This is a genomic window from Microbacterium sp. USTB-Y, from assembly GCF_023703415.1.
Lineage (GTDB): Bacteria > Actinomycetota > Actinomycetes > Actinomycetales > Microbacteriaceae > Microbacterium.
In genome coordinates, this window is sequence record NZ_JAGMTU010000007.1 from 59,419 (window position 1) to 80,307 (window position 20,889).

Sequence of the window (20,889 nt, forward strand, 5' to 3'; positions counted from 1 at the left end):
CAGCACCGCGCCCGCCGGGGATCCCGGAGGTCACGGTCGCCCGAAGCCGACGCCCCCATCCTAGCCGAGCCGCCTGGGAGCCCCCTCCGTCCCGGAAGATCGCCGACACCGACGGACGCCACGACGTCAGCCGGTCCTACGATGGCGGCATGACCACTCCGACCGGCGTCCAGATCCACCTCGACGCGGACGGTGTCCGCGCGCAGATCTCGCAGGTCGGCGCCTCGCTGCGGCACCTCGTCGTCGGCGACACCACCGTCGTGCCGCCCTACCCCGACGACAGTCCCGCCCCGTCCTGCGCGGGCGTCGTCCTCGTGCCGTGGCCGAACCGGATCCGCGACGGGATCTGGAGCGACGGCGACGAGACCAGGGCGCTGGCGATCACCGAACCGAAGCTGAACAACGCGATCCACGGGCTGCTGCGCTACACCGCCTACGAGATCGCGGAGCAGAGCGACGCGAGCGTGCTGTTGCGCGCGGACGTGGTGCCGCAGATCGGCTACCCCTATCTGCTGGAGACGAGCGTGCGCTACACGCTCGGGCCCGACGGCATCACCGCGGAGCACACGATCGTGAACCGCTCCGGGGATCCGGCCCCCGTCGCGCTCGGCACGCATCCCTTCCTCACCGTCTCGGGCGCGGATCCGAAGCAGCTGCTGCTGCACATCCCCGCCGAGACCTTCTTCGAGACGGACGACCGCCTGCTGCCGATCGGCGAGTCGCCGGTCTCCGACGGCACCGATCTGCGCACGCCCCGGCGCCTCGCCGACGTGCAGCTCGACACGGGCTTCGCCACGCTCCGGCGCGAGGACGACGGGCGCGTGCACAGCACCCTCACCGCTCCGGACGGTCGCGTCGTGACGCTCTGGCAGGGCACGGGACTGGACTACCTCCAGGCGTACACGAGCACGAGCTACCCCGGTCAGGAGCTCGTGGTCGCCCTCGAGCCCATGTCGGCGCCCGCCGAGGCGTTCAACTCCGGCCGCGGACTCCGCCACCTGGATCCGGGCGAGACCTGGACCGTGCAGTGGGGCGTGACGCTCGCCGCCTGAGCCGACGGCGTCTGCGGCAGAGCCCTCCCCCGGCTGAGCGCGACATGGACATTCGCCCGCGACCCTGACGTCCCGGCGATCGCGGACGTACGCTTCTCCCAGGGCGACGAGCCGTCCTCCGAGGAGGAAGCATGAACGAGGAAGTCGCAACGGGCCGCACAGGCGAACCCGCTGACGAAGACGAGGGACAGTACACCGACATCGACGGCAAGCCGACGTCGCGCAGATCCCTGCGCGGCCGGTACACGCGGACCGAGGATACGGGGCCGGACCTCGAGACCAAGGGCGCATACACCGACGCCGATCACGCGGACCAGGCTCCTCCGCCGGGACACTCCGTCCACGATCGCCCGGGGAAATACACTCGCCACGACCAATAGTCCGTCCCTCATCGCACGGCCGTCCACCGTGCACGGCGATGGGCGCGTGCGGGCGACTCCGTCGATGACTTCGACCGGTGGCCGCACGCCTCGATGAACGAAGGCCGGGCCCGGTCTCTGCCGGCGTGGGATACTCTGCTCGGGAATCATCTTCCGGCATGCGGATATCCTGCGCCGGTGATCGCGAGGCGAGAGGATCCGCATGGCCACCGAGGGTCCGGAGCGCGTCAAGTCGGTCTCCCGTGTGTTCGACCTGCTCGAGCTCATCGCGGATGCGGGCGGTGACGCCACCATCAGCCAGCTGGCCACGGCGGCCGAGCTGCCGCTGCCCACGATCCACCGCCTGCTGCGCACGCTCGTCTCCGAGGGCTATGCGCGCCAGCTCGCCAATCGGCGATACGCGCTCGGTCCGAAGCTCGTGCGGCTGGGAGAGGTCGCGAACCGGCAGTTCGGCCAGCTCGCCATGCCGCAGCTGAAGTCGCTCGTGGCACGGCTCGGCGAGACCGCGAACCTCGCCACGATCGACGGCGACAGCGTCGTGTACGTCTCGCAGGCGCCGTCGCCGCACGCCATGCGCATGTTCACCGAGGTGGGCGGACGCGCCCCGCTGCACTCCACGAGCGTCGGCAAGGCGATCCTCGCCCAGCTCGACGACGACCAGGTGCGCGAGATCATCGGCCGCGCCGGCATGCCGCACTCGACCGAGCGCTCGCTCGACACCATCGATGCCCTGCTCGCGGATCTCGCCCTCAGCCGCGAACGCGGATACGCCGTCGACGACGGCGAGCACGAGATCGGCGTGCGCTGCTTCGCCATGGCCGTGCCGAGCATGCCGGTGCTGACCGCGGTCTCGATCTCCGGCCCCGTGTCGCGCGTCGGCGAGGACTTCGCGGACCAGGCGATCCCGGTGCTGCGCGAGGTCGTGGCGGACATCTCGAGCGCGACGAACGCGCACTGAGCACGACGCGCTCGGCCGTCCACCCTTGACGGACCCGTGTCCGTCGGCCTAGGCTGGCGATGTTTTCGGAACACGGTTTCCGTATACCGGAAACAGCGCGAATCTACTGGCGGTAAGGCCGAGGCGACGACGCCTGACCACACAGCGTTGCGCTCCTCTCAACAGGAGAAAGACCCCCACGCGGAGGCCCCCGGGCCTAGGCTCCGTCTCACAGAGGCACGGCCCGAGCCGCTTCGCACACTGTCGCCGGAATCGAGGAGATTCGCATGACCGACATCGCCGTCACCGTCAACGGACAACTGCGCCCGCTCGCAGGGACCCCGGCGCATGCGACCGCCCTGGACTGGCTGCGCGACACCGGTCTCTCCGGGAGCAAGGAGGGCTGCGCGGAGGGCGAATGCGGCGCCTGCGCGATGCTGCTCGCCACGCCCACCGCCGACGGCGGCACGGCATGGACCCCGGTCAACGCCTGCCTCGTGCCCGTGTACGCACTCGACGGCCAGGAGGTCGTCACCGCCGAGGGCCTGGGCTCCCCCGACGACCTGCACCCCGTGCAGTCCAAGCTCGCCGAGGCGGGCGGATCGCAGTGCGGCTACTGCACGCCCGGCTTCGCCTGCAGCATGGCGGGCGAGTACTACCGCGCCGACCGGCACGCGGCCGACGCGGCCGACGAGTCGTGCCCGTCCACGACCCCGAGCACGGGCCGAACGGCTTCGACCTGCACGCGCTGAGCGGCAACCTGTGCCGCTGCACGGGCTACCGCCCCATCCGCGACGCCGCCTACACGCTCGGGTCGCCCGAGGCCGACGACCCGCTGCAGCAGCGGCTCGCCCAGCCCGCGCCGCAGCCTGTCGCGACCGATGCCGAGGTCGACGGAGCGCGCTTCGTCCGCCCCGCGACTCTGGCCGAGGCGCTGCGGATCCTGCACGACGAGGAGGATGCGCTGCTGGTGGCCGGATCCACCGACTGGGGCGTCGAGGTCAACATCCGCGGCCGTCGCGCCCCGCTCGTCGTCGCGATCGAGCAGCTGCCGGAGCTGCGCACCCTGACCGTCGGGGACGACGTCGCCTCCGGCGCGGACGGCTACGTCGAGATCGGCGCCGCACTCCCGCTCTCCGACATCGAGAAGCGGCTGGACGGACGCGTCCCGCTGCTCGCGCAGCTGCTCCCGCAATTCGCCTCGCGCCTCATCCGCAATCGCGGCACGCTGGGCGGCAACCTCGGCACCGGTTCCCCGATCGGCGACACCCCGCCGGCCCTGCTCGCGCTGCGCGCGAGCGTCGTGCTCGCCTCGGTCGCCGGCGAGCGCGAGGTCGACCTGGCCGACTACTTCACCGGCTACCGGCAGACCGTCAAGCAGCCCGACGAGCTCATCAAGGCGATCCGGATCCCGCTGCCGCTGGCGACCACGACCGCCTTCCAGAAGATCGCGAAGCGCCGCTTCGACGACATCTCCAGCGTCGCCGTCGCGTTCGCGCTCGACATCGACGGCGGGGTCGTGACCGGCGCCACGATCGGCCTCGGCGGCGTCGCCGCCACCCCGCTGCGCGCCCGCGCCACCGAGGAGGCCCTGATCGGCAGGCCCTGGGACATCGCCACGGTGAAGGCCGCCTCCGAGGTGCTCCGCGGCGAGGGCACGCCGATGTCCGATCACCGCGCCAGCAGCGCGTACCGCTCGCACATGCTCGGCACCGCGCTGCTCAAGCTCTACAGTCAGACCACTCTCGCATCGAAGGAGGTGTCGGCATGAGCACTCTCGCCGACCGCCCGGAGAACCCCGTCGTCGGCCTGCGCGCCGCCCACGAGAGCGCCGCCCTGCACGTCACGGGCGCGGCGATGTACACCGACGACATCGCGGAGCAGACCGCGGGCGTGCTCACCGCCTGGCCGGTGCAGTCCACGAACGCGCACGCGAAGGTCACCGTCGACGTGTCCGGCGCCTACGAGGTGCCCGGCGTCGTGCGCGTGCTCACGGCGGACGACGTCCCCGGCCTCAACGACGCCGGGATCCGCAACGACGAGCCCCTGTTCCCGAGCGAGGCCATGTTCTACGGCCATGCCCTGGTCTGGGTGCTCGGCGAGACGCAGGAGGCCGCCCGACTCGGCGCCGAGCGCGTGACGGTCGAGTACGAGCCGCTGCCCTCGCTCATCACGGTGCAGGACGCGCTCGCCGCGCAGTCGTTCCAGGGCACCCCGCGCACGGTGCAGCGCGGCGACGCCGCGGCGGGTCTCGCGGCCTCGGCGCACGTCTTCGAGGGCGTGACCGAGTTCGGCGGCCAGGAGCACTTCTACCTCGAGACGCACGCGTCGTTCGCGATCCGCGACTCGGAGGGGCAGTACTTCATCCAGTGCTCCACCCAGCACCCGACCGAGACCCAGGATCTGGTCTCGCACGTGCTCGGGATCCCGGCGAACGAGATCACCGTGCAGTGCCTGCGCATGGGCGGCGGCTTCGGCGGCAAGGAGATGCAGCCGCACGGATTCGCGGCGATCGCGGCCCTCGGCGCCAAGCTCACCGGCCGCCCGGTGCGGCTGCGCCTGAACCGCACGCAGGACATCACGATGACCGGGAAGCGGCACCCTTTCCACATCGCATGGAAGGTCGGCTTCGACGAGAACGGGCTGCTGCAGGCGCTCGACACCACCCTCACCTGCGACGGCGGCTGGTCGATCGACCTGTCCGAGCCGGTGCTGGGCCGTGCGCTCTGCCACCTGGACAACTCCTACTGGATCCCCAACGTGCACGCCTACGGGCAGATCGTGAAGACCAACAAGACCTCGAACACCGCCTACCGCGGGTTCGGCGGGCCGCAGGGCGTCTTCCTCATCGAGGACATCCTGGGTCGGGTCGCCCCGACGCTCGGGATCGATCCGCTCGAACTGCGCCGGCGCAACTTCTACCAGCCGGGCCAGACGACCCCGTACGGGCAGCTCGTGAAGGACGCGGGCCGGCTGGAGACGATCTGGGGCCAGCTCTCGGACGAGGCCGAGGTGGCCGCCCGACGCGAGGAGATCGCGCGGTTCAACGAGACCAGTCCGCACGTCAAGCGGGCCCTGTCGATGACGCCGATCAAGTTCGGCATCTCGTTCAACTTCGCCGCGTTCAACCAGGCCGGTGCGCTCGTGCACGTCTACAAGGACGGCTCGATCCTCGTCAACCACGGCGGCACCGAGATGGGCCAGGGCCTGCACACGAAGATGCTGCAGGTCGCGGCGACGGCGCTCGGCGTCGAGCTGCACCGGGTGCGCCTCGCCCCGACCCGTACCGACAAGGTGCCGAACACCTCCGCCACGGCGGCGTCCTCGGGCGCCGACCTCAACGGCGGCGCGGTGAAGAACGCCTGCGAGCAGATCCGCGACCGGCTCGCCAAGGTCGCGGGGCGCATGCTCGGCGTCGACGAGCGCGACGTGCGCTTCGGCGGCGGCTTCGTGACGGCGCTCGGCGCTCCGGTGAACCGCGTCTCCTGGGGCGAGGTCGTCAAGGCCGCGTACTTCCAGCGCGTGCAGCTGTTCGCCGCGGGCTACTACCGCACCGAGGGCCTGCACTGGAACCCGGAGATCATGCAGGGATCCCCGTTCAAGTACTTCGCCTACGGCGCGGCCGCGACGGAGGTCGAGGTGGACGAGTTCACCGGCGCCTACCGGGTGCGCCGGGTCGACATCATCCACGATGTGGGCGACTCGCTCTCCCCGATGCTCGACATCGGTCAGATCGAGGGCGCGTACGTGCAGGGCGTGGGCTGGCTGACGCTCGAGGAGCTGCGCTGGGACGAGAGCGACGGACCGCACCGCGGCCGGCTGCAGACGCAGTCCGCCTCGACGTACAAGCTGCCGAGCTTCTCCGAGATGCCGGAGGAGTTCCACGTGCGGCTGTTCGAGAACGCGCGCGAGGAGGGCGCGGTCTACGGATCCAAGGCCGTGGGCGAGCCGCCGTTCATGCTCGCGTTCAGCGCCCGCGAGGCGCTCCGGGACGCGGTCGCCGCCTTCGGGCCCGAGGGGCACTCGGTCGAGCTCGCGTCGCCGGCGACGCCCGAGGCCGTGTTCTGGGCCGTCCGCGCCGCGCAGGACGCGGGCGTCGAGGCCGCACCGGCGCCCGCCGCGGACCGCCCCCTCGTGACCGCCGCCGGCGACTGACGTCCTCTCCCCCCTCTCCCACCTCTCCCACCTCCGAGTCGTCCCCCTCAGCACGGGCGATAGGTCGTGCTGAGGGGGACGACTCGGAAGAACAAGGAACACCATGGACTGGCTGGACGCGCTGCAGGAGCTGCGATCGCGGCGGATCCCCGCCGTGATCGTGACTCTCGCGACGGTGCGCGGCCACGCCCCGCGCAACGGCGGGGCGAAGATGGTCGTCTCCCCCGACGCCGTGCACGGCACGGTCGGGGGCGGCAACCTGGAGCAGACCGCGATCGAGCAGGCGCGCCGGATGCTCGCCGGCGGTTCCGCCGAGCCCGAGCTGCTCGCACTCACGCTCAGCGACAAGGCCGTCACCGAGTACGGCGTGCAGTGCTGCGGAGGAGAGGTCACGATGCTGCTGGAGCCGATCCGGGTCACCCCCTCGGTCGCCGTGTTCGGGCTCGGCCACGTCGGCCTCGAATTGGCCCGCATCCTCGCCCGGCACGAGCTGGAGCTCGTCCTCGTCGACTCGCGCGCGGAGATGCTCGCCGAGGAGCGGATCGGCGCTCCGGGGCGCAGCGGCGTGCTCGGCGACGCGGTCGCCCGCGTGCGGGTCGTGCACGCACCCGTCCCCGAAGCGGCGCTCGCCGGCCTCACCCCCGGCGCGCACGTGCTGGTCATGACCCACGACCATGTCGAGGACCTGGCGGTCGTCGACCAGGCGCTGCGCTCGGATCAGGTCGGATCCATCGGGCTGATCGGTTCCGCGTCGAAGTGGGCGCGCTTCCAGAAGAAGCTGCGCGAGCTCGGCCAGACCGACGCCGACCTGGCGCGCGTGACGACGCCGATCGGGATCCCCGAGGTGTCAGGCAAGCAGCCGGCCGTGATCGCGGTGAGCGTCGCGGCCCGGATCCTGCAGCTCATCGACGAGGCGGCCGTCGCGGAGTAGCCGCGGTCCCGCCGGGTCTCGCGTGCACGCGCGAGGCTTTATTGAACATGTTCAGTTCACCCGCTAGAGTCGCCCCATGACCGACCTCCTGCGCCGCCCGCCCCTCGCCCTCTGCCGCGCGGCCGACCCGCTCTACGAACCCGCGGACGTGCGCCGGCTCTTCGACCGCATGGCGTCGTCATACGACCGGATGAACCTCGTCCTGTCGCTCGGGTTCTCGGCGCTGTGGCGGCGCCAGCTGCTCTCCCTGGTGCGGGCCACCGGGTCGCCGCGGCGCGTGCTCGACCTCATGAGCGGACGGGGCGAGACCTGGGCCGAGATCGAGCGCCGCCTTCCCCGAGCCGAGATCACCGCCGTCGACTTCTCCGCGCAGATGACGGCACAGGCGCGCATCCGCAACCGGGCACGATTCGGCGGACGGGTGCGGCTGCGCCAGGAGGATGCGCTCGCGGGGACGTCGCAGGACGCCTCCTTCGACGTCGTGGTCAGCGCGTACGGCCTGAAGACCTTCGACGCCGGGCAGCTGGAGCGCCTCGCCGCCGAGGTCGTCCGGACCCTGCGCCCAGGCGGATCCTTCGCCTTCATCGACATCACCGAACCGGGCTGCGGTCCGCTGCGCACCGCATACCGCGCCTACCTGCGCTGGATCGTGCCGCTCGCCGGTCTGCTGCTGCTCACGGATCCGACCGAGTACCGGATGCTGCACCGCTACCTCGCCGGCTTCGGCGACGGATCCCGGGCGGTCGAGGCCTTCCGGGCCGAGCCCGGACTCGAGGTGGAGGTGCGTCGGCATTTCTTCGGCTGCGCCCTCAGCATCAGCGGGCGGCGCATCTGAGGCGAGCCCGGCGGCGGGCGCACCGGCCGCCGGGCGAAACCGGCGCTCGGCGTGGTGCGGGTCAGTCGTCCAGGGTCGCGAGATACGCCGCGTTGCCGCGGAGCGCGGCTTCGTAGCGCTGCACCTCCGCGGTCGGGAACCGGTCCGCGATCACGGTGAGCACGGCTCCGAGCGCGGCGCTCGGCCGCCCCATCGCGTGCAGGGTGAGCGCGCGGAAGAGGCCGAGCGACTCCGATTCGGGGAACCGCGCGATGCCCTCGTCGAACGCGGCGAGGCTCTCGTCGAGACGTCCGAGGTTGCGCAGCGTGCTGCCGGACTGCAGGTAGCACTGCCGCAGCCGACGCCCGTCCAGGCCTCCCGCCATCGCACGGCGGTAATAGCCGAGCGCGGTCTCCTCCTGACCGTCGGTGTCATAGGCGCCGCCGACCTCGTAGAGCACCGCCGGATCGTCGGGGTGCTCGGCGAGCACTTCGAGGAACGCCGCGATCGTCGGCGCCATCCGCGCGCGGTCGCGCGCGGCGAAGATCTCGTCCAGCCGGGCGTGGAGCTCGGAATCGGTGTTCATGGGTCCTCCCGGTCCACGCTAACCGTGCAGAGCGGAGGAGCGCGGATCCGACCCTCCGCCCTGTCTGGACGCGGGGAATCGCTCGCCGTGCGGACGGTCAGTAATCCGCATGACGGAAACCAAAGTCCGTTATGCGGATCTTCCTCTTGCTCTCCGCGGAGGACGGCCGTAGAATCATCCCAGGCCTAGGCGGGTTACGACAGTGAACCATCTACCGGGCATCCCAGGCGGTGACGCCGTGGATTGTGACCCGGGGTTCCTCCTCGCCAGATAGGTTCCTCCCGCAGAGTCCCGATGCACCGCCCTGATCAGGCGCCGATGGCCGGCACCTGGATGAGGAAGGTGCCCCATGCTGGACCGCATCCCCGAGTACGCGGAGTGCTTCGCCGACCCCGGCCGCTGGGCGATCGCGACGATCGTCGAGGTCTCCGGATCCGTCCCGCGCCCCGCCGGCACCTCGATGGCGGTGCGCGACGACGGCCGCACGATCGGATCCGTCTCCGGGGGCTGCGTCGAGGGCGCCGTCGTGGACGCCGCCGTGTCCTGCCTGGACTCCGGCGCGACCGAGCTGCATTCCTTCGGCTACGCCGACGACGACGGCCTCTCGATCGGGCTGATGTGCGGCGGCGACGTGCGCGTGCTCGTGCAGCCGCTGCGCGCCTTCGGCGGCGTCGACGCGCGCGCGCATCTGGTGCGCGACCTCCCGCTGCACGACACCACCGCCGGCGCCCTGCTCACCGCCGAAGGGCTCGGGATCGCACAGCGCCCCGACCCGCTCTGCGCGGCCTTCGACGGCGACGAGCTGCCGGCGGAGGTCGCCCGTGCCGCCGGGCACGCCGCCGACCGGATCCGCGCCGCCCTGCGCAGCGGCGGCGCCCACGTGGTCGACGTGACCGACCGGTCCACGCCCGAGTGCCCCGTCGTGCGGCGCCTGCTCGTCGAGTCGACCGCGACCTCCGCACGGCTCATCATCTACGGGGCGAACGACTTCTCGGCGGCGCTCGCACAGGCCGCGGCGGCGCTCGGCCGGAGGGTCACCGTCTGCGATGCGCGCCCGGTGTTCGCGACCCGCGACCGCCACCCCGGTGCGCACGAGGTGGTGCTCGCGCATCCCGCCGAGCATCTGGCGCAGGAGATCGCCGCCGGCCGCATCGACGCGCGCACCGCGATCGTCGTGCTGACCCACGACCCGCGCTTCGACCTGCCGGTGCTCGACGCGGTCCTGCGGCGCGACGTCGCCTACGTCGGGGCGATGGGATCTCGCGTCACGCACGAGAAGCGGGTGCAGGAGCTGCGGGCCGGCGGCCTCACCGCGGCGCACCTCGAGCGGCTGCACTCCCCGATCGGCCTCGACCTCGGCGCGCGCACCCCGGCCGAGGTGGCGATCTCGATCCTCGCCGAGCTGATCCTCGTCGAATCGGCCGCGAGGGCGGGGTCCGGATCCGGATCCGCGACGGTTGCGTCCGCGATCTCTCCCGTACGGCTGCGCGACACCGCGGGCGACGTGCACGACTCCCGGCGCACCGCACGGCGTCCGGCACCGCGGGACCGGACTCCGGCGGGGCGCAGCTGCGCCGCCGTCCCCGCACACGCCGCTGCGACCGCGATCACGGAGGACGCCGCATGGATGTGACGAGCGTCGACGAGGTGCTGATGTGCGCCGATCCCCGGCGATGGCGGCCGGGCGACTCGTGGCTCGCCGGCGGCACGGTGATCTACTCCTACGGCACCGACATCACCCGCGGCGCCCCGACCCGCCTGCTCGACATCACCGGCGCCGGCTGGGCGCCGATCACCTGGCACGGGACGGCGCCCGGGGAGGAGCCCGCGCTCGAGATCGCCGCCACCTGTCGGATCGCCGACCTGCGCGCCCTCGCCGATGACCCCTTCCCCGGCGGCATGCCCCGCGCGAGCCTGCCCGGGCTGGATCTCATCCCCCCGGCCTGCGACGCGTTCGTCGCCTCCTGGAAGATCTGGAACGTCTCGACCGTCGGCGGCAACGTCGCCACGGCGCTGCCCGCCGGTCCCATGATCTCGCTGCTCAGCGCCTGGGATGCGACAGCGGTGATCCTGCGCCCCGACGGCACCACCCGCCGCACCCCGGTCGCCGAGCTCGTCGTGGGCCCCGCGCGCACCCGTCTGGCCGACGGCGAGCTGATCCGCAGCTTCGTCGTGCCGGGGAGCGTGCTGGCGCAGGAGCCCGCGTTCCGTCGCATCTCGCTGACCGAGCGCGGGCGCTCCGCGGCCCTGCTGATCGCGCGCCGCACGTCCGCGTCCGCACTGCGCCTCACGGTGACCGCCTCGACGTTCCACCCGATCGTGCTCGACGTCGCCGCGGATCCGGGCGAGGGCGGGACGGTCGTCCCCGCGGACGGCGCCGCCTGGCGTGCGGCCGTCGACGCCGCGGTCGGACGCACCCGCGGCTGGTACGACGACATCCACGGCGAGCCCGCCTGGCGGCGCCGCATGACGCACCGCCTCGGCGACGAGATCCTCGCCGAGCTGCTGCCGGGGCTCGCGACCGGCGTCGACGACGCGATCGGGCGGGTCACCGGCGACCTGCGCATCGAGAGGACGGCACGATGACCGCCGAGAACATCGGGACCGGCTACCGCTCACCGCGCGAGACGCCGGATCCTGCACGAGACGCCACGGCTGCGGTGATGTCTCACGCAGACGGTTGTTTCTCGCACGAGCCTCCCGCCGGCGGGCCGACCGCGACCGTCGACGGACGCACGGTCGCCGTGGCCCCCGAGCCCGGGCAGTGCCTGCGCACTTGGCTGCGCGGCCAGGGCTCCTCCGGAGTGAAGAAGGGCTGCGACGGCGGCGACTGCGGCGCCTGCACCGTGATCGTCGACGGCGACGCCGTGCACAGCTGCGTGTACCCCGCGCACCGCGCCGCCGGCCGCGACATCGTGACGGTCCAGGGACTCGGCACCCCCGAGGATCCGCATCCGGTGCAGGAGCGGTTCCGGCGCGCCGCCGGGTTCCAGTGCGGGTTCTGCACGGCGGGCATGGTGTGCACGGTCGCCTCGATGCCCGCCGGCGCCGAAGAGGACCTCGGCCGCACGCTCAAGGGCAACATCTGCCGCTGCACCGGCTACCGCGCGATCGAGGACGCGGTGCGCGGCACCGTGAACATCGACGACCGCGCCGGCGGCGTCGGCCGCGCGACGGGCGCCCCCGCAGCGACCGGGGTGGTGACCGGCACCGTCCGCTACACGATGGACATCGACCCCGGCGAGCTCCCCGCCCCGCTGCTGTACGCGGCCGTGGTGCGCAGCCCGCACGCGCACGCCCGGGTCGTGCGCGTCGACGCGACCCGCGCGCTGGAGGAGCCAGGGGCCGTCCGCGTGCTCAGCCGCGAGGACGCCCCCACGACCGCGTTCTCGACGGCGCAGCACGAGATCGAGGCCGACGACCCCTCCGACACCCGGGTGTTCGACGAGTACGTGCGCTTCGTGGGCCAGCGCGTCGCGCTGGTGGTCGCCGAGTCGCAGCGTGCGGCTGACCGCGCCGCTCGTCTCGTCGTCGTGGACTACGAGGTCCTGCCCGCGAACACGGATCCGGAGCTCGCCGATCACCCCGGCACCCTCGCACTGCACGGCGCGGCCTCCGCCGCGGGTCAGCGGGCGCAGGCCGCGGGCGGATCCGTGCCCGACCCCGAGGGCGTCGCCCGCGCAGAGGCCAACATCGTGATGGAGATGAGCTCCGAGGTCGGAGACCTCGCCGCGGCGCTCGCGGCGAGCGACGTGGTGGAGGAGCGCACGTTCCACACCCACCGCGTTTCGCACACGGCGCTCGAGACCCACGGATCCCTCGCCTGGCAGGATCCGGACGGCCGGTGGGTGGTGCGCAGCAGCACCCAGGTGCCGTTCCTCGCCCGGCGCACCCTGGCCCGGATCTTCGGCATCGACAAGGAGCTGCTGCGCGTCTACTCCGCCCGCGTCGGCGGCGGCTTCGGCGGCAAGCAGGAGGTGTTCACCGAGGATCTGGCCCTGCTCGCGACGATGGCGACGGGCCGTCCGGTGCGCGTCGAGTTCTCCCGCAAGGAGGTGCTGACCGCGACGAGCGTGCGGCATCCGTTCCGCATCCGGGTGCGGATGGGCGCGACCGCCGACGGCCGGATCACCGGCATCGGCGTCGACGTGCGCTCCAACACCGGCGCCTACGGCAACCACGGACCCGGGGTGATGTTCCACGGCGTGGGCGAGTCCATCGCCGTGTACCGCGCGGCGGCGAAGAAGATCGACGCCGACGTGGTCTACACGAACACCGTGCCCTCGGGCGCGTTCCGCGGCTACGGCCTGAGCCAGATGATCTTCGCGATCGAGTCAACCGTCGACGAGCTCGCCCGACGGCTGGGCGCGGATCCGCTCGCGTTCCGCGCCGCGAACCTCATCGGGCAGGACGACGCGATGATCGCCGCGCACGAGGAGCCGGATCTCATCATCGGCAGCTACGGCCTCGACGAGTGCGTCCGGCTCGTGCGCGACGGCCTGGCGCAGGACCGCGAGGGCGACCGGGCCGCACTCGCGCCGGGCTGGCGGCTCGGGGAGGGATCCGCGGTCGCGATGATCGCGACGGTCCCGCCGCGAGGGCACCACGCGCACGCGAGGATCCGGCTCGAGGCCGACGGGGCGTTCGGCCTGGACGTGGGCACGGCGGAGTTCGGCAACGGCACGTCCACGGTGCACCAGCAGATCGCCGCGACCGTGCTGCGGACCACGACCCGCACCGTCCGGCTGCGCCAGTCCGACTCCGATCTCGTGCCGCATGACACCGGGGCCTTCGGCTCCACGGGCACCGTCGTCGCCGGCCGCGCCACGCACGCCGCCGCGACCGCGCTGGCGGAGCGGATCCTGACCCGCGCGGCGGAGCTGCTCGACGCGCCCGTCGGCGAGTGCGTGCTCATCGACGGGCGCGTGATCCGCGGCGAGCAGTCGGTGACGCTCGCCGACCTCGCCGACGATGCGGCCCGGCGCGGAGAGCCGCTCGAGGAGAAGGGGTACTGGGGAGGCACACCGCGCTCGGTCGCCTTCAACGTGCAGGGCTTCCGCGTCGCGATCGACGAGGGCACGGGAGAGCTGCGGATCCTGAGGTCGATCCACGCCGCCGACGCCGGGGTCGTGGTCAACCCGGAGCAGTGCCGCGGTCAGGTCGAGGGCGGGATCGCCCAGGGCATCGGTGCGGCGCTGCACGAGATCGTGCGGGTGGACGAGTCCGGCAGGGTGACCACGGACATCCTGCGGCAGTATCACGTGCCGACGTTCGCCGACATCCCGCGCTCGGAGGTGCACTTCGCGCAGACCTCGGACGTGCTCGGACCGCTCGGCGCGAAGTCGATGAGCGAGTCGCCGTTCAACCCGATCGCCCCGGCGCTCGCCGCGGCGATCCGCGACGCGACGGGGATCCGGATGACCGAGACGCCGTTCACGCGGGACCGGATCCACACCGCGATCCTGGAGCGCGATGCCGAAGGGTCGTCGAGCGAGGACTCCGAAGGCGACCGCGACGAGACGCGGTCTCTGCGAGAGCACCGCGTCTCGTCTCGCTCCGCTCGCTCGACGACCGAGGAGACGGCTCCGCGAGGGCTCGCGGAATGAGCCGCCGGCACCCGCACGCGATCGTGCTGGCCGCGGGCAGCGGGACCCGGCTCGGCCGCGGGCCCAAGGCGCTGCTGCCGTGGAACGGCGAGGTGCTCGTCACGCGCGCCGCCCGTGCCGCGGTGGAGGCCGGCTGCACCGTCGCCGTGACGGTGGGCCCCGCCCGCGGCACGGTGCAGAGCTGGCTGCGGGCCCGCTGCCCCGCGGCGAGCGCGGTCGAGGTGCACGACGCGCACCTCGGGATGTCCGCCTCGCTGCGCGCCGCCGTGCTGCCCCTCGTGGTCGCCGATACCCCGCCGGACGCCGTGGTGGTGCTGCTCGTGGACCAGCCGGGCGTCGATGCCGCCGTGATCCGCCGCCTGCTCGCCGCACACGAGCCGGGACGCGTGACCCGTGCGATGTGGAGCGGGAGTCCCGGCAACCCCGTCGTGTTCGACACCGCCGACCTGTGCTCCGCCGCCGCCCTCGCCACCGGGGATGCGGCCGCGCGCACCTGGATCGCGCGCAACCGGCACCTCGTCGACGACGTGGAGTGCGGCGACCTGGGCCGAGGCGACGACATCGACGAGCCCGCCGACCTCGCCGCCTGGCCCGAGCTGCGCATCCCGCGCTGACGTTGCGCAGCGATCGACGCCGTTGTGCAGGGCCGCCCCGCCGTTGTGCAGGGCCGCCGACATCCTCGTCGACGCCATGCCGCGGAATCACAGGCGCCGCCCTCCGAAACACAGTCCGTCGTCCTGCATACCGCACCCGACGCCCTGCACAACGGCGCACCGAGCGCCGTGACCACGCGCCGAAGGCCCCGACCCGCGGATGCGGATCGGGGCCCCGGACGTCGGGCGTCAGTGCGGCAGCAGAGCCTCCACCGGACCGCGCACGAAGTAGAGCGCGAAGCCGGCGGCGACAACCCACATCAGCCAGTGCACCTTGCGCGCCCGCCCGGACGCCGCGTTGACCAGCGCCCAGGAGATGAAGCCGACGCCGATGCCGTTGGCGATCGAGTAGGTCAGCGGCATCGTCACGATCGTGAGGAAGGCCGGCAGCGCGACGGCGAACTTGTCGAACTTGATCTCGCGGATCTGGGCCATCATCATCGCACCGACGACGACGAGCGCCGCGGATCCGACCTCGATCGGCACGACCAGCGTGAGCGGCGTGACGAACATCGACAGCAGGAACAGCGCGCCCACGACGAGCGAGGCGAGCCCCGTGCGGGCGCCCTCGCCGATGCCCGAGGCGCTGTCGACGTAGACGGTGTTCGACGAGGTCGACGTCGCACCACCGGCGACCGCGCCGAAGCCCTCGACGATGAACGCGGAGCGCAGCCGCGGGAACGTGCCGTCCTTGTACGCGAGGCCCGCGTTCTTCGCGAGGCCCGTCATGGTGCCCATCGCGTCGAAGAAGTTCGAGAACACCAGGGTGAACACGAGCATCGTGGCAGACAGCGCGCCGATGCGTCCGAAGGCGCCGAACAGGTCGAACTGGCCGACGAGGCCGAAGTCGGGGACGGTCACCCACGTGCTGGGCAGCTGCGGGATGGTCATGTGCCATCCGTTCGGGTCCTTGAAGGACGGACCCAGCTGCAGCACGGCCTGCGCGATGATCGCGATGATCGTGGTCGCGACGATGCCGATCAGGATCCCGCCCGGCACCTTGCGGGCCACGAGGATCGCGATGACGACGACGCCGAGCAGGAAGATGAGGGTGGGCACCGAGGTGATCGATCCGCCCTCGCCGAGCTGCACCGGAGGTCCTGCCGGGGTGCGGTTCACGAAGCCGGAGTCGACGAAGCCGATGAAGGCGATGAACAGGCCGATGCCGACGGTGATCGCCGCCTTGAGCGCCTGCGGCACGGCCTTGAAGATCGCGGTCCGGATCCCGGTGGCGCCGAACAGCACGATCAGCACGCCGTTGATGACGACGAGGCCCATGGCCTCCTGCCACGTGACCTGGCCGACGACCGACACGGCGAGGAAGGAGTTGATCCCCAGACCCGCGGCGAGCGCGAACGGCAGCCGGGCGATCACGCCGAACAGGATCGTCATCACGCCGGCGGTGAGGCCGGTCGCGGCGCCGATCTGCGCGGCTTGCAGCGCGTGATCGGCGACGTCCTTCGTGCCGCCGAGGATCAGAGGGTTGAGGATCACGATGTACGCCATCGTGACGAAGGTCACGATGCCGCCGCGGATCTCCCTGGCGACGGTCGAGCCGCGGCGGGTGATCTCGAAGAACCGGTCGAAGGCGTTCTTCGGTTCGGCGTCGACGGTGGTGCTGGTGCCCGTCTTCAGGGGCGGCAGGTCTTCCGCGGTGCGGGAGAACGGCGAGCCGCCTGAGGAGACGGGCGTGCCCTCGGTGTCGGGGGAGGGAGTGGGTGACGTCATTGTCTGCTCCTGGTTTCTTCGGTTCGGGTCAGTACTCGATGCGGGTGGTGGTGAGGCTCCACTCCGTGAAGGGCGCGACGCGCTCCTCAGCGGGCAGGGCGATGTCGCTCACGGGCATGATCGCCCTGTCCTCGGGCCCTCCCTCGAAATAGCGGTAGAACACCGCGTCGTCGAAGCCCGCATCGGCGGCGTCGTCGCGGTTCGCCGCGAAGTAGACGCGGTCGATGCGCGCCCACAGCGACGTGGCGAGGCACATCGGGCACGGCTCGCAGCTCGTGTAGAGGGTGGCGCCAGAGAGGTCGAACGTGCCGAGCTGCTGGCACGCATTGCGGATCGCGGTCACCTCGGCGTGCGCCGAGGGATCGAGATTCGCGGTGACCCGGTTGACGCCCTCGAAGACCCGGCCGTCGGCCGAGACGACGAGGGCGCCGAACGGACCTCCGGCGTTTCGGACGTTGTCCGTGGCGAGGGCGACGGCCTGAGCGAGATACTCGGCGGGCGTCGTCGCAGCGGCGGACGAGGGCACACTGCTGTGAGAAGGCACAGGGGTGCTGTTCATGGAGAGCTTCCTTGCTGTCGTCGCAGTGATACGGCTTCCGGTCGGGCCCCTCTTCGGGCCCTTCCTCGAGATAAGTACGTCGAACCGCTAGGTTGTCATCCCACCCGAGACGGCTGTTGCGGCCTCGGGCTGGGGTCGACAGTAACAGTGTTCGCCCACGCCGTCCACAACTTTTCGGAATCCACATTCCGCATCGCGGTATATCTGTTTGATCCTCCGCATCTGCGGCGCTATGGTCATCCTCATGACGCATTTTCGGATCCGCGAGGCCGCGAGCCTCCTGGGAGTCAGCGATGACACCGTGCGCCGCTGGGCCGCCGACGGGATCCTCACGCTCTCCACGGACGGCACAGGACACCAGGTCGTGCCCGGCGCCGAGCTCGCCGAGCGCGCGAAGGCGCTCGCGAACGAACCGGATCCCGGCGACGATCTGGTGCGCAGCGCGCGCAACCGCTTCGTCGGCCTCGTGACCGCCGTGCGCGTGGAGGGGCTGATGGCGCAGGTCGAGCTGCAGAGCGGCCCGCACCGCATCGTGTCGCTGATGAGCGCCGAGGCCGCCGTCGAGCTCGGGCTCGAGGTCGGGAGCAAGGCCGTCGCCGTCACCAAGGCCACCATGATGATCATCGAAGCCGAAAGGGCCTGATCCGGAATGAACCCGACCCGCCTCCGCCTCCCCGCGATCGCCGCCACCGTGCTCGCCGCGGCACTGGCCCTCACCGCCTGTTCGACGGGCTCCGCCCCCGCGTCGACCCCCACGCCGACCGCGACCACCGCGGCACCGGCCGTGAGCGGTGAGCTGACCGTGTTCGCCGCGGCCTCGCTCAACAAGGCGTTCGACCAGATCACCACCGAGTTCGAGGCCGCGAACCCCAAGGTGCACGTGAACCCGATCACCTACGACGGGTCGTCCACCCTCGCCACCCAGATCATCGAGGGAGCGCCGGTCGACGTGTTCGCCTCCGCAGACCAGAAGAACATGGACAAGGTGACGCAGGCCTCGCTCGCCGGAGACGCCCCCGTGTTCACCACGAACGTGCTGCAGATCGCGGTCGCCCCGGGCAACCCGCTGAAGGTGAAGGATCTCTCGTCCCTCGCGGACCCGGGGATCAAGCTCGTGCTGTGCGCCCCCGCCGTGCCCTGCGGGAACGCGGCCAAGACCCTGCTCGACGCGGCCGGCGTCGCCGTGACCCCGGTCAGCGAGGAGCAGAACGTGACCGCCGTCCTCGCGAAGGTCAAGGCCGGGGAGGCCGACGCCGGGCTCGTCTACACGACCGACGTCAAGGCCGCCGGCCCCGCCGTGGACGGCATCGTGATCGCCGGTGCCGACAAGGCGATCAACAAGTACCCGATCACGGTGCTGAAGGGCTCGAAGAACCCGGAGGCGGCCGCGGCCTTCCAGAAGTTCGTGCTCTCGGACAAGGGCCAGAAGATCCTCGCCGACCTCGGATTCGGCGGGGAATGAGCGCGCGGGGGAGGATCCCGTCCGACGTGGCCGCCTCGTCGACGACGACGGCGACCGCCCTCGGCGGGATCCCCTCCCCGCGTCCGCGCGGCGAGCACCTCCCGGCCTGGCTCCTCGTGCCCGCCGTGGTCGCCGTGCTGCTGCTGGTGCTGCCGTTCGTCGCCCTGCTGACGCGCCTGGACTGGGCCACCGTGCCCGCGGCCATGACCTCCCCCGCGGCGCTGCAGGCGCTCGGGCTGTCGCTCGCGACCGCCACCGTCGCGACGGCGATCTGTGCGGTCCTCGGCGTGCCGCTCGCCGTCGCGATGGCACGCAGCCCCGCGTGGCTCGCCGCGGTGCTGCGCACCCTGACCACCCTCCCCCTCGTGCTGCCGCCGCTCGTCGGGGGCATCGCCCTGCTCGCGCTGCTCGGACGCAACGGCCTGCTCGGCGGCGCCCTCGCCCTCGCCGGCATCCGGATCCCCTTCACGACCGCCGCGGTCGTGATCGCGCAGGCGTTCGTGGCGCTGCCGTTCCTCGTGATCTCGATCGAGGGGGCGCTGCGCGCGATCGGCACCGAGCACGAGCGCGTCGCCGCAGGCCTCGGCGCCGGCCGGTTCACCGTGTTCCGCCGGGTGACCCTGCCGCTCGCGGCGCCCGGGCTCGTGGCCGGCACCGTGCTGTGCTTCGCCCGGGCGCTGGGGGAGTTCGGCGCGACGGCGCTGTTCGCGGGCAACGCGGCCGGCGTCACCCGCACGATGCCGCTCGCGATCTACACGGCGTTCAACGGCGCCGGCGTCGAGGAGGACACCGCGATCGCACTCTCACTCATGCTCATCCTCGTCGCCGTCGCCGCCCTGGTGCTGGTGCGCGGCTGGCGCCCGGGGGCCGTGCGATGAGGGTCGACCTGCAGGCCCGACGCGGCGGGTTCGCCCTCTCCGCCGCCTTCGAGGCGCTCCCGGGCGAGATCCTCGCTGTGATCGGCCCCAACGGATCCGGGAAGTCGACGCTGCTGAACGCCATCGCCGGGATCCTGCCCCTGCACGGCTCGGTGGAGGTCGCCGGACGCGTGCTGGACGAGCCGGCGGGCTCGCCGCGGACGCGCGCGGTGCATGTGCCGCCCGCACGCCGGAGGATCGCGCTGCTCGGGCAGCGCCCCCTGCTGTTCCCCCACCTGTCGGTGCGGGAGAACGTGGCGTTCGGCCCTCGGGCGCAGGGCGTCGGACGCGTCGAGGCCCGTCGCCGTGCCGAGCAGCGCCTCGAGGAGGTGGGGCTCGGCGGCCTCGCAGGCCGGAGACCCGCGGAGCTCTCCGGCGGGCAGCAGCAGCGGGCGGCGATCGCCCGGGCCCTCGCCGCCGAGCCCGACGCCCTGCTGCTGGACGAGCCGTTCGCAGCCCTCGACGCCCCGTCGGCCGCACAGGCGCGGCGCCTCATCGCCGCACAGCAGGGCACGGTCGACGGTCGGTACGACGGGGCCGCGGACGCGGAGCGGGGCTCGGGACGCCGCGCGATCCCGATCGTGCTCGTCACGCACGACCCGATGGACGCGCTCATCCTCGCCGCGCGCACGATCGTCATGCACGACGGCGCGATCGTGCAGTCGGGTCCGACGGCCGAAGTGCTCGGCCACCCGCGCTCGGAGTTCGTCGCCGCGCTCGCCGGCGTGAACCGCGTCGAGGCGGTCGGCACCGGCGACGGCGCGGTGCGGACGTCGGGAGGGCTCGTGCTGCGCGGCCACGGCGACGCCGTCGGGGCGGGAGAGCCCGCCAGCGCCGTGTTCGCACCGGGATCCGTGCGCGCGGATGCCGAGGCCCTGGAGACGGTCGCCTCCGGTCCGAACCGGTGGGCCGGACGCGTCGCGCAACGGGATCCGATCCCCGGCGGGATCCGCCTGCACACCGTCGAGCATCCCGGCATCGCCGTGGACTGCCCGTCGACGCACGCGGTCGCGCTCGGGCTGCGACAGGGTCAGCGTCTCGCGTTCCGCATCGACGAGGCCGACGTCTCGCTCCGCTCCGCCGCCTCCGCCGGTCGCTGACGCCGAACG

Annotated in this window: 19 protein-coding genes; 16 read left to right on the forward strand and 3 right to left on the reverse strand. The window is 72.3% G+C overall.

Translation table 11 applies throughout. The annotated features are described in order from the left end of the window. The first annotated feature begins 149 nt into the window (after nucleotides 1–149). The 8 genes from J8G10_RS16495 to J8G10_RS16525 all read left to right on the forward strand — a co-directional run bounded on the left by J8G10_RS16495 (nucleotide 150) and on the right by J8G10_RS16525 (nucleotide 8,290). Nucleotides 150–1,052 (forward strand): aldose 1-epimerase family protein, encoded by a 903-nt coding sequence (locus tag J8G10_RS16495; protein ID WP_251447426.1) that lies wholly within the window; start codon nucleotides 150–152, stop codon nucleotides 1,050–1,052. A 131-nt stretch (nucleotides 1,053–1,183) separates the two neighbouring features. Continuing rightward, entirely contained in the window at nucleotides 1,184–1,432 is a 249-nt protein-coding gene (locus J8G10_RS16500; protein ID WP_251447428.1) for a hypothetical protein, read from the forward strand. Between the two features lie 202 nt (nucleotides 1,433–1,634). Beyond that, nucleotides 1,635–2,390, forward strand: coding sequence for an IclR family transcriptional regulator (locus J8G10_RS16505; RefSeq protein WP_251447430.1), 756 nt, complete (start codon nucleotides 1,635–1,637; stop codon nucleotides 2,388–2,390). A 266-nt stretch (nucleotides 2,391–2,656) separates the two neighbouring features. Next, nucleotides 2,657–3,121, forward strand: a complete 465-nt coding sequence (locus J8G10_RS19595) for a 2Fe-2S iron-sulfur cluster-binding protein (protein ID WP_308220724.1) — start codon at nucleotides 2,657–2,659, stop codon at nucleotides 3,119–3,121. Further along, on the forward strand, nucleotides 3,067–4,140 hold the full coding sequence (locus tag J8G10_RS16510) for an FAD binding domain-containing protein (protein ID WP_308220725.1): 1,074 nt from the start codon (nucleotides 3,067–3,069) through the stop codon (nucleotides 4,138–4,140). Before J8G10_RS19595 ends, J8G10_RS16510 begins: the two co-directional genes overlap by 55 nt. Further along, nucleotides 4,137–6,524: a xanthine dehydrogenase molybdopterin binding subunit gene (gene xdhB / locus J8G10_RS16515; RefSeq protein WP_251447432.1), complete on the forward strand. Its 2,388-nt coding sequence runs from the start codon at nucleotides 4,137–4,139 to the stop codon at nucleotides 6,522–6,524. The genes J8G10_RS16510 and xdhB overlap by 4 nt, the downstream gene beginning before the upstream one ends. A gap of 103 nt (nucleotides 6,525–6,627) precedes the next feature. After that, nucleotides 6,628–7,455: a xanthine dehydrogenase accessory protein XdhC gene (gene xdhC, locus J8G10_RS16520; protein WP_251447435.1), complete on the forward strand. Its 828-nt coding sequence runs from the start codon at nucleotides 6,628–6,630 to the stop codon at nucleotides 7,453–7,455. 76 nt (nucleotides 7,456–7,531) lie between these two features. Beyond that, nucleotides 7,532–8,290, forward strand: coding sequence for a class I SAM-dependent methyltransferase (locus J8G10_RS16525; protein WP_251447437.1), 759 nt, complete (start codon nucleotides 7,532–7,534; stop codon nucleotides 8,288–8,290). 61 nt (nucleotides 8,291–8,351) lie between these two features. Here J8G10_RS16525 and J8G10_RS16530 read toward each other — a convergent pair whose 3' ends face one another. After that, on the reverse strand, nucleotides 8,352–8,855 hold the full coding sequence (locus J8G10_RS16530) for a tetratricopeptide repeat protein (protein ID WP_251447440.1): 504 nt from the start codon (nucleotides 8,853–8,855) through the stop codon (nucleotides 8,352–8,354). Nucleotides 8,856–9,204: 349 nt separating this feature from the next. Between J8G10_RS16530 and J8G10_RS16535 the strand changes: the two genes are divergently transcribed. From J8G10_RS16535 to J8G10_RS16550, 4 genes are all read left to right on the forward strand, one after another. Next, on the forward strand, nucleotides 9,205–10,488 hold the full coding sequence (locus J8G10_RS16535) for an XdhC family protein (protein ID WP_251447443.1): 1,284 nt from the start codon (nucleotides 9,205–9,207) through the stop codon (nucleotides 10,486–10,488). Beyond that, a complete protein-coding gene (locus J8G10_RS16540; protein WP_251447447.1) occupies nucleotides 10,479–11,441 on the forward strand; it encodes an FAD binding domain-containing protein in 963 nt (320 codons plus the stop codon). Before J8G10_RS16535 ends, J8G10_RS16540 begins: the two co-directional genes overlap by 10 nt. Nucleotides 11,442–11,518: 77 nt before the next feature. Further along, entirely contained in the window at nucleotides 11,519–14,461 is a 2,943-nt protein-coding gene (locus J8G10_RS16545) for a molybdopterin-dependent oxidoreductase (RefSeq protein WP_374208792.1), read from the forward strand. After that, nucleotides 14,458–15,075, forward strand: coding sequence for an NTP transferase domain-containing protein (locus tag J8G10_RS16550; protein ID WP_251447453.1), 618 nt, complete (start codon nucleotides 14,458–14,460; stop codon nucleotides 15,073–15,075). The genes J8G10_RS16545 and J8G10_RS16550 overlap by 4 nt, the downstream gene beginning before the upstream one ends. A gap of 228 nt (nucleotides 15,076–15,303) precedes the next feature. Here J8G10_RS16550 and J8G10_RS16555 read toward each other — a convergent pair whose 3' ends face one another. Beyond that, on the reverse strand, nucleotides 15,304–16,842 hold the full coding sequence (locus J8G10_RS16555; protein ID WP_251447456.1) for an NCS2 family permease: 1,539 nt from the start codon (nucleotides 16,840–16,842) through the stop codon (nucleotides 15,304–15,306). Nucleotides 16,843–16,870: 28 nt separating this feature from the next. Further along, nucleotides 16,871–17,401: a nucleoside deaminase gene (locus J8G10_RS16560; protein ID WP_251447459.1), complete on the reverse strand. Its 531-nt coding sequence runs from the start codon at nucleotides 17,399–17,401 to the stop codon at nucleotides 16,871–16,873. 244 nt (nucleotides 17,402–17,645) lie between these two features. Here J8G10_RS16560 and J8G10_RS16565 point away from each other — a divergent pair, with 244 nt between their 5' ends. Genes J8G10_RS16565 through J8G10_RS16580 form a run of 4 tightly spaced genes read left to right on the forward strand, consistent with a single transcriptional unit; the run spans nucleotide 17,646 to nucleotide 20,880 of the window. Continuing rightward, nucleotides 17,646–18,044, forward strand: a complete 399-nt coding sequence (locus tag J8G10_RS16565) for a molybdopterin-binding protein (RefSeq protein WP_251447462.1) — start codon at nucleotides 17,646–17,648, stop codon at nucleotides 18,042–18,044. A gap of 6 nt (nucleotides 18,045–18,050) precedes the next feature. Continuing rightward, nucleotides 18,051–18,863 carry a molybdate ABC transporter substrate-binding protein gene (gene modA, locus J8G10_RS16570; RefSeq protein WP_251447464.1) on the forward strand — a complete coding sequence of 271 codons (813 nt, stop codon included), beginning with the start codon at nucleotides 18,051–18,053 and terminating at the stop codon, nucleotides 18,861–18,863. Nucleotides 18,864–18,889: 26 nt separating this feature from the next. After that, nucleotides 18,890–19,741: an ABC transporter permease gene (locus J8G10_RS16575; RefSeq protein WP_374208791.1), complete on the forward strand. Its 852-nt coding sequence runs from the start codon at nucleotides 18,890–18,892 to the stop codon at nucleotides 19,739–19,741. Beyond that, complete coding sequence (locus tag J8G10_RS16580; RefSeq protein WP_251447484.1) at nucleotides 19,738–20,880, forward strand: sulfate/molybdate ABC transporter ATP-binding protein; 1,143 nt, start codon at nucleotides 19,738–19,740, stop codon at nucleotides 20,878–20,880. Before J8G10_RS16575 ends, J8G10_RS16580 begins: the two co-directional genes overlap by 4 nt. Nucleotides 20,881–20,889: the final 9 nt, after the last annotated feature.